Annotated in this window: 11 protein-coding genes; 3 read left to right on the top strand and 8 right to left on the bottom strand. The window is 72.7% G+C overall.

The window, feature by feature from the left end; all coding sequences use genetic code 11:
- Positions 1 to 29 precede the first annotated feature (29 nt).
- Positions 30 to 1,046, top strand: coding sequence for a hypothetical protein (locus tag ACFWI4_RS23950; RefSeq protein ID WP_387199652.1), 1,017 nt, complete (start codon positions 30 to 32; stop codon positions 1,044 to 1,046).
- A gap of 107 nt (positions 1,047 to 1,153) precedes the next feature.
- Here ACFWI4_RS23950 and ACFWI4_RS23945 read toward each other — a convergent pair whose 3' ends face one another.
- From ACFWI4_RS23945 to ACFWI4_RS23925, 5 genes are all read right to left on the bottom strand, one after another.
- Complete coding sequence (locus tag ACFWI4_RS23945) at positions 1,154 to 3,280, bottom strand: 3-hydroxyacyl-CoA dehydrogenase NAD-binding domain-containing protein (protein WP_387199648.1); 2,127 nt, start codon at positions 3,278 to 3,280, stop codon at positions 1,154 to 1,156.
- A complete protein-coding gene (locus ACFWI4_RS23940; RefSeq protein WP_387199645.1) occupies positions 3,277 to 4,503 on the bottom strand; it encodes a thiolase family protein in 1,227 nt (408 codons plus the stop codon). The genes ACFWI4_RS23945 and ACFWI4_RS23940 overlap by 4 nt, the downstream gene beginning before the upstream one ends.
- A gap of 783 nt (positions 4,504 to 5,286) precedes the next feature.
- The gene (locus tag ACFWI4_RS23935) at positions 5,287 to 6,564 is read right to left on the bottom strand and encodes a ribonuclease D (RefSeq protein WP_387199642.1); all 1,278 of its coding nucleotides are present in this window, start codon (positions 6,562 to 6,564) and stop codon (positions 5,287 to 5,289) included.
- Between the two features lie 215 nt (positions 6,565 to 6,779).
- Positions 6,780 to 7,442, bottom strand: a complete 663-nt coding sequence (locus ACFWI4_RS23930) for a response regulator transcription factor (protein WP_019073943.1) — start codon at positions 7,440 to 7,442, stop codon at positions 6,780 to 6,782.
- Positions 7,443 to 7,743: 301 nt separating this feature from the next.
- Positions 7,744 to 8,421 (bottom strand): DUF3000 domain-containing protein, encoded by a 678-nt coding sequence (locus ACFWI4_RS23925; protein ID WP_387199639.1) that lies wholly within the window; start codon positions 8,419 to 8,421, stop codon positions 7,744 to 7,746.
- 185 nt (positions 8,422 to 8,606) lie between these two features.
- On the opposite strand from ACFWI4_RS23925, the gene hemE reads away from it, so the two are divergent.
- Positions 8,607 to 9,674 carry a uroporphyrinogen decarboxylase gene (gene hemE, locus ACFWI4_RS23920; RefSeq protein WP_387199636.1) on the top strand — a complete coding sequence of 356 codons (1,068 nt, stop codon included), beginning with the start codon at positions 8,607 to 8,609 and terminating at the stop codon, positions 9,672 to 9,674.
- 44 nt (positions 9,675 to 9,718) lie between these two features.
- Here the strand turns inward: hemE and ACFWI4_RS23915 are convergent, their stop codons facing one another.
- Positions 9,719 to 10,537 carry a rhomboid family intramembrane serine protease gene (locus tag ACFWI4_RS23915; RefSeq protein WP_385394357.1) on the bottom strand — a complete coding sequence of 273 codons (819 nt, stop codon included), beginning with the start codon at positions 10,535 to 10,537 and terminating at the stop codon, positions 9,719 to 9,721.
- A 208-nt stretch (positions 10,538 to 10,745) separates the two neighbouring features.
- On the opposite strand from ACFWI4_RS23915, the gene ACFWI4_RS23910 reads away from it, so the two are divergent.
- On the top strand, positions 10,746 to 11,078 hold the full coding sequence (locus tag ACFWI4_RS23910; RefSeq protein WP_387199633.1) for a hypothetical protein: 333 nt from the start codon (positions 10,746 to 10,748) through the stop codon (positions 11,076 to 11,078).
- Between the two features lie 279 nt (positions 11,079 to 11,357).
- Here the strand turns inward: ACFWI4_RS23910 and ACFWI4_RS23905 are convergent, their stop codons facing one another.
- On the bottom strand, positions 11,358 to 12,776 hold the full coding sequence (locus ACFWI4_RS23905; protein ID WP_387199630.1) for an FAD-dependent oxidoreductase: 1,419 nt from the start codon (positions 12,774 to 12,776) through the stop codon (positions 11,358 to 11,360).
- Positions 12,777 to 12,803: 27 nt separating this feature from the next.
- Positions 12,804 to 13,958 carry a DUF4349 domain-containing protein gene (locus ACFWI4_RS23900; protein ID WP_387199627.1) on the bottom strand — a complete coding sequence of 385 codons (1,155 nt, stop codon included), beginning with the start codon at positions 13,956 to 13,958 and terminating at the stop codon, positions 12,804 to 12,806.
- Between the last annotated feature and the right edge of the window lie 75 nt (positions 13,959 to 14,033).

Below are 14,033 nucleotides of genomic sequence, written 5' to 3'. Positions count from 1 at the left end.
CCCGGGCCGCCCGCGATTAAGGTGAAACGGTGAACGTCGACTGGCTCATACGCGGTCGCGACGGCAGGCTCAGTGTGTACCTGCTGTCGGAGGCCACCGTCCGCTGCCGGGCGGAGCACGGACCCGGCGGCCCCTGGGATCCTCCCCGCACCGTGGGGGGCACTCAGCGCCTGCACTCCGTACTGGCCCTGGGTCAGGGGCCCGACCGATACACCCATCTGGTCTCCTGGCGCCCGACCGTCGAGGACCAGGCGGGCCTCGTCCACTCGACCCACTTCCGGCCGGACCTCGCCGCCCTCGACTGGAACCCGATCGGTCACCCCAACCGCTCAGGGGACCGGACGGGCAACCCCGCGGTCGCGGTCGACGCGGAGGGGCGCGCCCATGTCTTCGTCCGCAACGGCGGCGGCGGAGTCAGCATGATCGCGCAGAAGGAGAAGGGCGGCTGGGGACCCTGGCACGACCTCAAGGGGCATGACGTCCGCGGTGACCTGGCGGCCGTGACGGGCATGTCCGGCCGGGTCGAGCTGTACGCGGCCGTGGCGGGCGGTGTCCTGCACTGGAGCCAGGAGGAGGCGGGCGAGGTGCCCGCGCTGGACGAGGCGCTGGAGGCGCGGGTCCGCCCGGACACCCTTCAGGCGCTCGCCACCTCGGCCGGCTCCACCACGCTCTTCTTCACCGACGACTCGGGAGACGTGTGCGCCTGGCGTCCCGGAGCCAGGCCGGTGACGCTCCTGACCTCGGCCGGCCCGGGCCCCGTCCGGGTCATCCGCTGTGAACTCGACGGCCACGACTGCACGTTGCTCGCGCAGCGCGCGGCGAGCGGCCGGATCGCGTTCGCCGCCTATCCGACCGAGGACGAGTCGGCGGGCGCGTGGTGGACGGAGTCGGGACCCGAACTCCCCGCCGACGCCCTGCTGTCACTGGCCGAGGACGAGGAAGGCCGGGTGGTCGCCGCGACGTTCTCCCCGGAGACCGGCGAACTCCGCGTCACCCGCCGCAAGGACGAACCCGGCATCGCCCTGGAGGCGTGGCAGGCGGTCTGAATCCCGTGTCGCCCGGAGGGAACCCGCGGACGACGCGCGTCCTCCTGGAACGCAAGAGGGCCTCCGCGCGCCGCGCGGAGGCCCTCTTCGCTTGTGCCGTGAGGCCGTTACGCCGGAACCGACGCCACGCCCGGCTCAAGGAAACGCTTGCCGGTCGCGCGCTCGGAGACGCCCTCGCGGTCCAGGTACGGCGTGATGCCGCCCAGGTGGAAGGGCCAGCCCGCGCCGGTGATCAGGCACAGGTCGATGTCCTGGGCCTCGGCGACGACGCCCTCGTCGAGCATGAGGCGGATCTCCTGGGCGACCGCGTCCAGGACCCGGTCCCGTACCTGCTCCTCGGTCAGGACGACGTCGCCCTGCTTGAGGAGAGCGGCGACCTCGGGGTCCAGCTCCGGCTTGCCGGAGTCGTAGACGTAGAAGCCGCGCTTGCCCGCCTTGACGACGGCCGCGAGGTTCGGGGAGACCGTGAAGCGGTCCGGGAACGCCCGGTTGAGGGTCTCCGAGACGTGCAGACCGATCGCGGGGCCGACCAGCTCCAGGAGGACGAGGGGAGACATCGGCAGGCCGAGCGGCTCCACCGCCTTCTCCGCGATCTCGACCGGGGTGCCCTCGTCGATCACGTTCTGGATCTCGCCCATGAAGCGGGTCAGGATGCGGTTCACGACGAACGCCGGGGCGTCCTTGGTGAGGACCGCGGTCTTCTTCAGCTTCTTGGCGACGGCGAACGCCGTGGCCAGCGAGGCGTCGTCCGTCTTCTCGCCGCGCACGATCTCCAGGAGCGGGAGGATCGCGACCGGGTTGAAGAAGTGGAAGCCGACGACCCGCTCGGGGTTCTTCAGCTTCGACGCCATCTCCGACACGGAAAGGGACGAGGTGTTGGTCGCGAGGATCGCGTGCGCCGGAGCGACGGCCTCGACCTCCGCGAACACCTGCTGCTTGACACCGATCTCCTCGAACACGGCCTCGATGATGAAGTCCGCGTCGGAGAAGCCCTCGGCCTTGTCGAGGACGCCCGAGACCAGCGCCTTGAGGCGGTTGGCCTTGTCCTGGTTGACGCGGCCCTTGAGCAGCAGCTTGTCGATCTCGGAGTGGACGTAGCCCACACCCTTGTCGACGCGCTCCTGGTCGATGTCCGTGAGGACGACCGGGACCTCGAGGCGGCGCAGGAAGAGCAGGGCGAGCTGGCTGGCCATCAGGCCCGCGCCGACGACGCCGACCTTGGTGACCGGACGTGCGAGCGACTTGTCCGGCGCGCCGGCCGGGCGCTTGCCGCGCTTCTGCACCAGGTTGAAGGCGTAGATGCCGGAGCGCAGTTCGCCACCCATGATCAGGTCGGCGAGCGCCACGTCCTCGGCGTCGTAGCCCTTCTGGAGGTCGCCGTCCTTGGCCGCGGCGATGATGTCCAGCGCGCGGTAGGCGGCCGGGGCGGCCCCGTGCACCTTGCTGTCGGCGATGAAGCGGCCGCGCGCGACGGCCTGGTCCCAGGCCTCGCCGCGGTCGATCGCCGGGCGCTCGATCGCGATCTCGCCCTTGAGGACGGCGGCCGTCCACAGCAGCGACTGCTCCAGGAAGTCCGCACCCTCGAAGAGCGCGTCGGCGATGCCGAGGTCGTAGACCTGACCGCCCTTGAGCTGCTTGTTCTGGTTGAGCGAGTTCTCGATGATCACCGAGACGGCCTTGTCCGCGCCGATCAGGTTCGGCAGGATCGTGCAGCCGCCCCAGCCGGGGACCAGACCGAGGAAGACCTCGGGCAGCGAGAACGCCGGCAGGGCCGCGGAGACGGTCCGGTACGAGCAGTGCAGACCGACCTCGACGCCACCGCCCATCGCCGCGCCGTTGTAGTACGCGAAGGTCGGGACCGCGAGGCCCGACAGACGCTTGAAGACCTCGTGGCCGCCCTTGCCGATGGCGAGCGCGTCGTCGTGGTTCTTCAGCAGCTCGACGCCCTTGAGGTCGGCGCCGACCGCGAAGATGAACGGCTTGCCGGTGACACCGATACCGACGATCTCGCCGGCCGCGGCCTCCCGCTCGACCTGGTCGATGGCGGTGTCCAGGTTCGCCAGCGACGCCGGGCCGAAGGTGGTCGGCTTGGTGTGGTCGAAGCCGTTGTCGAGGGTGATGAGCGCGAAGCGCCCGGCACCGAACGGCAGGTCGAGGTGGCGTACGTTCGCCGAGGTCACGACCTCGTCGGGGAACAGCTCGGCCGCTCCCTTGAGGAGTTCAGCGGTGCTCACTTGTCGCCTCCGGCGTCCTTGTGGTGCGGGTTCTCCCAGATCACCGTGGCGCCCATGCCGAAGCCGACGCACATGGTGGTGAGGCCGTAGCGGACCTCCGGCTGCTCCTCGAACTGGCGGGCCAGCTGCGTCATCAGACGGACGCCGGAGGAGGCGAGCGGGTGGCCGTACGCGATGGCGCCGCCGTACTGGTTGACGCGGGCGTCGTCGTCGGCGATGCCGTAGTGCTCAAGGAACGCGAGCACCTGGACGGCGAAGGCCTCGTTGATCTCGAAGAGGTTGATGTCCTCGATCGACAGACCGGCCTGGGCCAGGGCCTTCTCGGTGGCGGGGATCGGGCCGTAGCCCATGACCTCCGGCTCGACACCCGCGAAGGCGTACGAGACCAGGCGCATCTTGACCGGCAGGCCGTTCTCGCGGGCGAAGTCCTCGGACGCGATGATCGACGCGGTCGCACCGTCGTTCAGACCGGCCGCGTTGCCCGCGGTGACCCGGCCGTGCACACGGAACGGGGTCTTCAGGCCGGCCAGGTTCTCCAGCGTGGTGCCCGGGCGCATCGGCTCGTCGGCGGTGACCAGGCCCCAGCCCGTCTCACCGGCGTCCGGGTTGGTGTTGCGCACCGAGATCGGCACCAGGTCCTGCTGGATCTTGCCGTTGGCGTACGCCTTGGCGGCCTTCTCCTGCGAGCGCACGGCGTACTCGTCGGCGCGCTGCTTGGTGATGGTCGGGTAGCGGTCGTGCAGGTTCTCGGCGGTCATGCCCATGAACAGGGCGGACTCGTCGACCAGCTTCTCGCTGACGAAGCGCGGGTTCGGGTCCACGCCCTCGCCCATGGGGTGACGGCCCATGTGCTCGACACCGCCGGCGATGACGACGTCGTACGCGCCGAAGCCGATGGAGCCCGCGACGCTGGTGACGGCGGTCAGCGCGCCCGCGCACATACGGTCGATGGAGTAACCGGGGACCGACTGCGGCAGTCCGGCGAGGATGCCGGCCGTGCGGCCCAGGGTCAGACCCTGGTCACCGATCTGCGTGGTCGCGGCGATGGCGACCTCGTCGATCTTCTTGGGGTCAAGACCGGGGTTGCGGCGCAGCAGCTCCCGGATGGCCTTCACGACGAGGTCGTCGGCGCGGGTCTCGTGGTAGATGCCCTTCGGGCCCGCCTTGCCGAACGGGGTGCGGACGCCGTCGACGAAGACGACGTCCCTGACGGTACGAGGCACGATGGCTCTCCTCCAGATGCGGGATGGCACTGCTGCGCGGACACACGCCTGAGCGCGCGCTCAGCACCCATGCTACTTACGAGTAACCAGCCTGCCCAGTCCCGGGCGCGGGAGCGGCGAAGGTCACATCCGGAAGGCCTGCACGATCCGGCCCGGCCGCTCGCGCGCGCGGGTCCCGCGCCCGCCCGTCGCCCGGGCGCGTTGTGCCGACGCCGGTGATCGCCGCCGTCGCGGACGACCGGTCCCCGGCTCCCCGGCCTGCCACGACGCCGTTCGGACGGGGCCCGAGGGCCGGGGTTCCGGGTGTGCGGGCCTCTCCGCCGGGAGCCCCAGGATCTTGGCGTGATCTCGACGCCCGTTCGACGGGTCGATTCCGGACGGGGGCCCGTCCGGCGGGGGATCGAGCGATCCGGACCGGACCGCCGGGGGTACGTGGGGCCCTCCGAGGTGGGGAGAGGACCTGGAGTGAGCCGAAGGCGCGGAGCGCGCACCGCGTACGGGCGCACGCCCGGCGCACCGACCCGGCGACCGGGTCAGCCACCGCGCACCGGCGCACACCACCAGGACCGACGCGCCGGACGCGGCGGCTTCCGGTCCGGTCGGGCTTCGCGGAGGCCGCGGGCCCTTGCCGGCCCGGAGGGCCCGGACGGGTTACGGAGGCCCGAGGCGCCCGGTCCCCAGCGGAGCGGGACGGCTGCGTCGTGGGCTCGTCCCGGTGGACCGGAGGTCTGGAGCGTCCCCTGGCCCGGCCAGGCGTTCCCCCGCCTCGGCGGGCCCGGTGGGTCAGGCCGTCTTCACCGTCAGGGCCGTCACCAGTTCCGGGGTGACCAGTTCGACCTGCCAGGGGCGGGCGCCGCAGGCCGTGAGGGCCTCGGCCACGGACTCCGGGTCCGGGGTCTTGGGCGGCTCCCAGCACACGCGCCGCACGGTGTCCGGCGTGATCAGGTTCTCCTGCGGCATGTTCAGCCGCTCGGCCAGCGCCGACACCGCGGCGCGCGCGGCGGAGAGGCGGGCGGCGGCCGCCGGGTCCTTGTCGGCCCAGGCCCGCGGCGGCGGCGGCCCCGTGACCGGCTGCCCGGGCTGCGGCAGCTCGGCGTCCGGCAGCTCCTTCGCGCGGTCGACCGCGGCCTGCCACTGCTCCAGCTGACGGCGGCCCATGCGGTGCCCGAAGCCGTTCAGCGCGGCCAGGGCGTGCAGGTTGGCGGGTACGGCGAGCGCGGCCTCGACGATCGCCGCGTCCCCGAGCACCTTGCCCGGCGAGATGTCCCGGCGCTGCGCGATCCGGTCCCGGGTCTCCCACAGCTCCCGTACGACGGCCATCTGCCGGCGGCGGCGCACCTTGTGCATCCCGGACGTACGGCGCCAGGGGTCCTTGCGCGGCGGCGCGGGCTCGGCCTGGGCGATGGCGTCGAACTCCTGCCGGGCCCAGTCCAGCTTGCCCTGCCGGTCGAGCTCCTTCTCCAGCGCGTCACGCAGGTCGACCAGCAGCTCCACGTCGAGCGCGGCGTAGCGCAGCCACGGCTCGGGCAGCGGGCGGGTCGACCAGTCGACGGCGGAGTGCCCCTTCTCCAGGACGAAGCCGAGGACGCTCTCGACCATGGCGCCGAGACCCACGCGGGGGAACCCGGCGAGGCGCCCGGCCAGCTCCGTGTCGAACAGGGTGGTGGGGATCATGCCTATGCCGCGGAGGCAGGGCAGGTCCTGGGTGGCGGCGTGCAGCACCCACTCGGCCCCCGAGACGGCCTCGCCGAGTGCGGAGAGGTCGGGACAGGCGACGGGGTCGATGAGCGCGCTGCCGGCGCCCTCGCGGCGCAGCTGCACCAGATAGGCGCGCTGGCCGTAGCGGTACCCGGACGCACGCTCGGCGTCGACGGCCACCGGGCCGGTACCGGCGGCGAAGGCGGCGATCACCTCGGCGAGCGCCGCTTCGTCGGCGATCACCGGCGGGATGCCTTCTCGGGGCTCCAGCAAAGGGGTCGGCGCCGATTCGACGTCGTCCGGAGGGCCGCCTCCGGTGGTTCGCAGTGAGCTGTCTGCTGCGGTCTCTTGGGCGTCGGTCACCTGTCAAGGGTATCCGTGTATGGACAACGCCCGTCGACGGAACGTTCCGTCGACGGGCGTCGGATGGTCGTAAACCAGTCAGGTGAGGGCAAGACGCGGTTCACTCGCGAGGGGAAGCGGTCAGGAGGCCCGGGGCCACCCGGTGCCGGGGGCGGGGCGTCGGGGCGTCTGGGGGGTCGTGCCGGGGTGTGACGGAGGGGCGGGGTGCGGAGGGGTCAGTGGATGATTCCGGTCCGCAGGGCCACCGCGACCATTCCGGCGCGGTCGCCCGTGCCGAGCTTGCGCGCGATCCGGGCGAGGTGGCTCTTGACGGTCAGGGCGGACAGGCCCATGGAGACGCCGATGGCCTTGTTCGACTGGCCCTCCGCGACCAGTCGCAGGACCTCGACCTCTCGTCCGGACAGTTCGCGGTAGCCGCCCGGGTGGCTCGGGGCACCCGGGGGGCGGCGGTGCATACGGGCGGCGGCCGAGCCGATCGGCGCGGCGCCGGGCCGGGTGGGGAGCCCGACGTTCGTACGGGTGCCGGTGACGACATAGCCCTTGACGCCGCCCGCGAGGGCGTTGCGCACGGCGCCGATGTCGTCGGCGGCGGAGAGGGCGAGGCCGTTGGGCCAGCCCGCGGCTCGGGTTTCGGAAAGGAGGGTGAGGCCGGAACCGTCCGGCAGATGGACGTCGGCGACGCAGATGTCACGCGGGTTGCCGATTCGGGGACGGGCCTCCGCGACGGACGACGCCTCGATGACGTCGCGCACTCCGAGCGCCCACAGATGGCGGGTGACGGTGGAACGGACCCGGGGGTCGGCCACGACCACCATGGCGGTCGGCTTGTTCGGGCGGTAGGCGACCAGGCTTGCGGGCTGCTCGAGGAGAACGGACACCAGGCCTCCTGGGGGGCGGGACGGGACCGGCTCTGGGGGGGGCGAGCCAGGACGAACCGTGCTTTCAAGGTCACAGACGTCTTCGGCATCAAACCTGTGGACCTTTAGAGAATGATCACGATGGGGTGAGTAACAATCCGTTCAATTCGGACAAGCGATCGATCATCCGAAGATCGAACCGAGTCGTTCCGGGTCGTTCGGAGTCGTTCCACGTCAATACGCGGCCGAAAGTGGTCGTATCGAGACGCGGCCGGTAAGGAAAAGGAAAGGGCGCGCGCGTCGGCGCGCGCCCTCACGGGGGTCAGCGGGACTGTGGTCCCCGGCGCTGCGGCAGGGTGACCACCGAGGCGTCACCCGGGGTCACCGGCGGCAGTCCGGCGACCTGGCACAGCAGGTCGCACCAGCCGGCGAGGTGCGCGGCCGTGTCCGGTACGCCGCCGAGTCCCTCCCGGGGCGTCCACGACGCGCGGATCTCGATCTGCGAGGCGGCCGGGCGTTCCGCGAGCCCGCCGAAGTAGTGCGAGCTCGCGCGCGTCACGGTGCCGCTCGGCTCGCCGTACGACAGACCGCGGGCCTGGAGCGCGCCGGTCAGCCACGACCAGCAGACCTCGGGGAGCAGCGGGTCGGCGGCCATCTCCGGTTCCAGCTCCGCCCGGACGAGTGTCACCAGGCGGAAGGAGCCCTGCCAGGCGTCGTGCCCGGCCGGGTCGTGCAGCAGGACGAGCCGGCCGTCGGCCAGGTCCTCGTCGTCGGCGACGACCGCGGCCTCCAGCGCGTACGCGTACGGAGCCAGGCGCTGCGGTGGTCGGGTCGGGTCGATCTCGATGTCCGGCCTCAGCCGGGCGGCCCGCAGTGCTTCGACGGCCGCCCGGAAGGGCAACGGGGCCGTGTCCGCCGCATTCCTGTCCCCCTCCTTCTTCTCCCTCGCGTCGTCCATTCCGCCAGCGCCGTCCGACAGTCGTCCCTGAGCCGCAGCCATGCCGGGAAGATTAAGGGGAACGGAGCCCGCGCGCAGGGAGAGACACCCGTGCGTGGGACCCCTGTCCGGATCACGCCACGCGGACACCGCCGTGCGGACATGCTGTCCGCGGCACCCGGGCCGGGGCGGCGGGCGCACCGGGGCCCGGGGCCGGGGCGTCCGTGAACCGTGGGAGACTTTCCGTCGTGAGCGCCAACCACAGCCCCGCCGGGCAGCAGCCGACAGCCACGTACGAGTCCGCCTTCCTCAAGGCGTGCAGGCGCGAGCCCGTGCCGCACACGCCCGTCTGGTTCATGCGGCAGGCCGGCCGCTCACTGCCCGAGTACCTCAAGGTGCGCGAGGGCATCCCCATGCTGGAGTCCTGCGCGCGGCCCGACCTGGTCGCCGAGATCACCCTCCAGCCGGTCCGCCGGCACCACGTGGACGCCGCGATCTACTACAGCGACATCGTGGTCCCGCTGAAGGCCATCGGCGTCGACCTGGACATCAAGCCGGGCGTCGGACCGGTCGTCCAGAACCCGATCCGCACCCGCGCCGACCTGGCCCAGCTCCGGGATCTGACCCCCGAGGACGTCTGGTACGTCACCGAGGCGATCGGGCTCCTGACGGCCGAACTCGGCGAGACCCCGCTCATCGGCTTCGCGGGCGCGCCTTTCACCCTCGCGAGTTACCTCGTGGAGGGCGGCCCGTCCAAGAACCACGAGCACACCAAGGCGCTGATGTACAGCGACCCGCAGCTGTGGGCCGATCTGCTCGACCGCCTCGCCGAGATCACCTCCGCCTTCCTCAAGGTGCAGATCGAGGCCGGCGCGAGCGCCGTCCAGCTCTTCGACTCCTGGGTCGGAGCCCTGGCCCCCGCCGACTACCGCCGCTCGGTGATGCCCGCCTCCGCCAAGGTCTTCGACTCCGTCGCCTCCTACGGAGTGCCGCGCATCCACTTCGGTGTCGGCACCGGCGAGCTGCTCGGCCTCATGGGCGAGGCCGGCGCGGACGTGGTCGGTGTCGACTGGCGCGTCCCGCTCGACGAGGCCGCCCGCCGCGTCGGCCCCGGCAAGGCGCTCCAGGGCAACCTCGACCCCGCGGTCCTCTACGCCTCCACCGAGGCCGTCGAGGCGAAGACCCGCGAGGTGCTCGACGCCGCCGCCGGTCTGGAGGGCCATGTCTTCAACCTCGGGCACGGTGTCATGCCGAGCATGGACCCCGACGTGCTGAGCCGTCTGGTGGAGTACGTCCACACGCAGACGGCCCGCTAGCAGCCGTCACCCGCCGGTCCGCGTACGGTCCGCCGGCCGCCGGTTCACCAGCCGTGCCGCGCCTGTCTGCCCCACAGCAGACGGCGCGGTTCGGGCGGTGGCGGGGTGCCCGGACGCAGCGGCCAGGCCAGCAGCATCCCGGCGAGGAACCCGACGACGTGCGACGCGTACGCCACGGTGCCGGCCTCGGGCGCCGCCGCGCCGGACGAGTAGGCGGCCTGGAGCACGAACCAGAAGCCCAGCACGAGCCACGCGGGCAGCCGGAGCGGCAGGAACACCAGGAACGGCACCAGGACCCAGACCCTGGCCCTCGGATACAGCACGAGATACGCCCCGAGGACCCCGGCGATCGCCCCCGAGGCGCCGATCAGCGGAGCGCCCGAGTCCTCGTTCACCAGGGCGAAGCCGTACGCCGCCGCGAAGCCGCAGGCCACGTAGAACAGCGTGAAGCGCACATGTCCGAGCCGGTCCTCGATGTTGTTGCCGAAGATCAGCAGGAACAGCATGTTGCCCAGCAGGTGCAGCCAGCCGCCGTGCAGGAACATCGCCGTGAGCACCGACAGCGGCGGTGACTTGTCGTAGTCCGGCGGGCCCAGCAGACAGCCCGGCCCGTTCGGGCCGCCGCCGACCTCGCCGGTGGGCACCAGTCGGGGCATCCGATGGTGGATCAGTTCCTGCGGCACGACGGCGTAGTGGTCGATGAACGCGTGCAGATGGCACAGCTGCGACAGGGCGCTGTCGCCCGCCACCGATCCGGCGAGACCGGGGGTGTAGAGGAAGACGAGCACATTGGCGGCGATCAGCGCGTACGTCACATAGGGCGTGCGCCGCACCGGGTTCACGTCATGGACGGGAATGACCACGAGGAACTACTGCCCTCGCGGCGCGGGGTGAATCCGCGCAGCGCCGGCCCCGGTCCGTGCCCCGCCCGCCCGGGCGCCGGAACGGTTCCCGCCGGGCGCACTGAACACATGTGCCCCTGCGGCCGTATGTCTTCTCAGCCCCCCGCGCCGCGCCCACGGCGCGAGGGGTACGACGACGCGACGACGTGAAGACGTGAGGACACAGGCCATGAGCGACCGAGTTACTCCTCCGATGCATGCCCTGCCCGACGGCGAGGCGGAAATCGCCCTGGTGCTGCACCTCCCCTGGGAGGACGTCGCCGCGCTCGGCCAGGAGGCCGGGCGGCTCGCGGCCCGGATGCAGCGGCCCGTGACGCTGGACGAGGCCGTCAGCCATCGTCTGCGGTCCTCCCGCCCGGCGGCGCACGCGAAGCCGGCCCAGACCGCGCCCGCGGTGACCGCGGCCGCCTCGGTCTCCTCGCTGCCGCCCCGGCCGCCCGCCGAGCAGGCCCGTCAGGCGATCGACCGGATCAACGGATCGGCCGGCAACGAGTCCGCGTAGCGGGCACCCCGGAAGCCGGACCCGCGACGGACGTACCGCGACGGACGTACCGTCGACGGCGCCCCCGCCGCGGACGTACCGGCCCGTTCGGCCCGCCCCGCCACCCCGGCGGGGCGGGCCGCCTGCCACCCCGGAGGGTGCGGGTCCGCCTGCCACTCCGGACGGGGGGCCGCCCGTCACCCCGGCGGGGCCGGTCTGCCCGTCACCCCGGAGGGTGCGGGTCCGCCTGCCACTCCGGAAGAGGGGCCGCCCGTCACCGCGGCGGGGCCGGTCCGGCCGTCACCCCGCTGTCGCGCGTACCTTCGCCACCGCCTTGCGGGCCGCCACCAGGACGGGGTCCCAGACCGGGGAGAACGGTGGCGCGTAGCCGAGGTCCAGCATCGTCATCTGTTCCACCGTCATGCCCGCGGTCAGCGCCACCGCCGCGATGTCCACGCGCTTCGCCGCGCCCTCCCGGCCGACGATCTGCACCCCGAGCAGCCGTCCCGTGCGGTGCTCCGCGAGCATCTTCACCGTCATGAGGGCGGCGTTCGGGTAGTAGCCCGCCCGGCTCGTCGACTCGATCGTGACGGTCTCGAACCTGAGGCCCGCCCGCCGCGCGTCCTTCTCGCGCAGTCCGGTGCGGGCGATCTCCAGATCACAGACTTTGCTCACCGCGGTGCCGACGACCCCGGGGAACGTGGCGTAGCCGCCTGCCACGTTGGAGCCGATCACCTGGCCGTGCTTGTTCGCGTGGGTGCCCAGCGCGATGTGCCGCTCGCGGCCCGAGACCAGGTCGAGGACCTCGACGCAGTCGCCGCCCGCCCAGATGTTCTCGTGGCCGCGCACCCGCATCGACAGATCGGTGAGCAGCCCGCCGTGTTCGCCGAGCGGCAGGCCGGCCGCGCGGGCCAGCGACGTCTCCGGGCGGACGCCGATGCCGAGCACCACCACGTCCGCCGGGTACGTGGTGTCCCGGGTGGCGACCGCGCGGACCCGGCCGTCCTCACCCGTGAGGAATCCCGTGACCTCGGCACGGCCGACCATGGTGATCCCGAGGCCCTCCATCGCCGTGTGCACCAGGCGTCCCATGTCCGGGTCGAGCGTGGACATGGGCTCGGTGCCCCGGTTGAGGACCGTCACCTCGTACCCGCGGTTGATGAGCGCCTCGGCCATCTCCACGCCGATGTAGCCCGCGCCGACGACCACCGCACGGCGGCCCCCGGTCACCGCCAGCGAGTCGAGCAGGGCCTGCCCGTCGTCCAGCGTCTGCACACCGTGCACCCCCGGCGCGTCGGCCCCCGGCAGTTCGGGGCGGACCGGACGGGCGCCGGTCGCGACGACGAGCCTGTCGTACGGCGTCCACGCCTCGGTCCCGGTCTCGAGGTCCCGCGAGCGCACCCGCGCGCCCGCGACGTCGATCTCGGTGACCTCCGTACGCATCCGCAGGTCGATCGAACGCTTCCGGTGTTCCTCGGGCGTCCGCGCGATCAGCCGGTCGCGTTCGGGGACGTCGCCGCCCACCCAGTACGGGATGCCGCACGCCGAGTACGACGTGAAGTGGCCCCGTTCGAACGCGACGATCTCCAGTTCGCCGGGACCGCGCAGCCGGCGCGCCTGTGACGCGGCGGACATGCCCGCCGCGTCACCCCCGATCACGACCAGCCGCTCCCGTGCCCCGCCCGTATTCTCCGTGCCGCCCGCGCCGCTGATGCTCATGCGAACACGCTACGGGGGCACGGCACTTCAGTCTTCCCCGCCGCCCGCCGAAGCCGGATCCACCCCTCCCGAGGCCGGGCCGGACGCGGGGCCCGGAGCCGGTTCCGATGCCGGGACGGAAGCGGGGCGCGACGCCGGGACGGGTACCGGACCCGAAGCCGGGACGGAGGCCGGGGCAGGAGCCGGGACGGAGGCCGGGCCCGAAGCCGGTGCCGGGTTCCGGTGGTGCCGAAGGCGGGGGCTCACCCCGCGCAGCCACGCCAGGGCGATCAGGCCGAGCACCACCGCGAACGGGAGCACCGCCCCGACCGCCAGGGCCAGCCAGCGCACCACCGTGACCAGTACGTCCCAGCCGCCCGAGAGCGCGTCCAGGAAGCCCGGGTCCGCGTCCTTCTTCGGGGCCTTCCGCACCGGCGTCTCGGACAGCGTCAGCGTGATCGTGGCCAGGCTCGTCCGGTCCTTCAGCGACGCCTGCTGCGCAAGCAGCGCCTCCAGATCGGACTCCCGGCTGCTCAACTCCCCTTCCAGCGCGACCACATCGCTGATCTTCTGCGCCCGGTCCATCAGCTCGCGGACCCGGGCCACGCTGGCGCGCTGCGACTTGACGCGGCTGTCCACGTCCACGACCTGGTCGGTGACGTCCTGCGCCTTGGCCGTCCGCGAGACGACCTTGCCGGCGCCCGCCAGACCGGCGAGCACCGCGTCGTACCGCTCGGAGGGCACCCGGAGGACCACCCGCGTGCGCTCGTGGTCGTGCGCGTCACGGGTGGTGGTCTCGTCGCCGACGTAGCCGCCCGCGCCCTCGGCCGCCGTACGGGCGTCGTCCAGCGCCCGCGGAACGTCCTTGACCACGACGGTCAGGGAGGCGGTACGGATGATGCTGCTCACGGTCGCCTTGGGCGGGGCGGCGGTCCGGCGGTCGCTCGACGCGGCGCTGCCCGCCGCCCCCGAGTCCGCCCGCTCCGCCGGGGCGGCCTTCGCGTCCCCGGCGCTCCCCGCGGCCGCCTTGTCGTTCGAGCCCCCCGTGGAGCCGGCGCCGCACCCCGTGAGCGCGAGCGCGGCGACGAGGAGCACCCCCGACAGGACCCGGACCCGGCGGCCGGGACGTACGGGCGCCGCGGAGAAGCCGGACCGGACGGGTGACGTGGACCGGACCGGACGTCCGGGACTGTGTGTGCGCATGCGGGACTACCCCCAGGGTGGTGACGACTGACGGTCCTTCGACGCCGGAGCGGCACCGGACGTTGGCGGCCCACG

Origin of the sequence: Streptomyces sp. NPDC127038 (genome assembly GCF_042725875.1) — a bacterium.
Lineage (GTDB): Bacteria > Actinomycetota > Actinomycetes > Streptomycetales > Streptomycetaceae > Streptomyces.
The sequence above is the reverse complement of the archived record's forward strand: the minus strand, read 5'-3'. Positions and strand labels throughout refer to the sequence as shown.

What these genes read in the sequence shown, in the direction of transcription:
- ACFWI4_RS23910 (WP_387199633.1), top strand. Translation starts at nt 10,746, where the DNA reads ATGAGCGACCGAGTTACTCCTCCGATGCATGCCCTGCCCGACGGCGAG.
- ACFWI4_RS23900 (WP_387199627.1), bottom strand. Translation starts at nt 13,958, where the DNA reads ATGCGCACACACAGTCCCGGACGTCCGGTCCGGTCCACGTCACCCGTC.
- ACFWI4_RS23925 (WP_387199639.1), bottom strand. Translation starts at nt 8,421, where the DNA reads ATGGCTGCGGCTCAGGGACGACTGTCGGACGGCGCTGGCGGAATGGAC.
- ACFWI4_RS23905 (WP_387199630.1), bottom strand. Translation starts at nt 12,776, where the DNA reads ATGAGCATCAGCGGCGCGGGCGGCACGGAGAATACGGGCGGGGCACGG.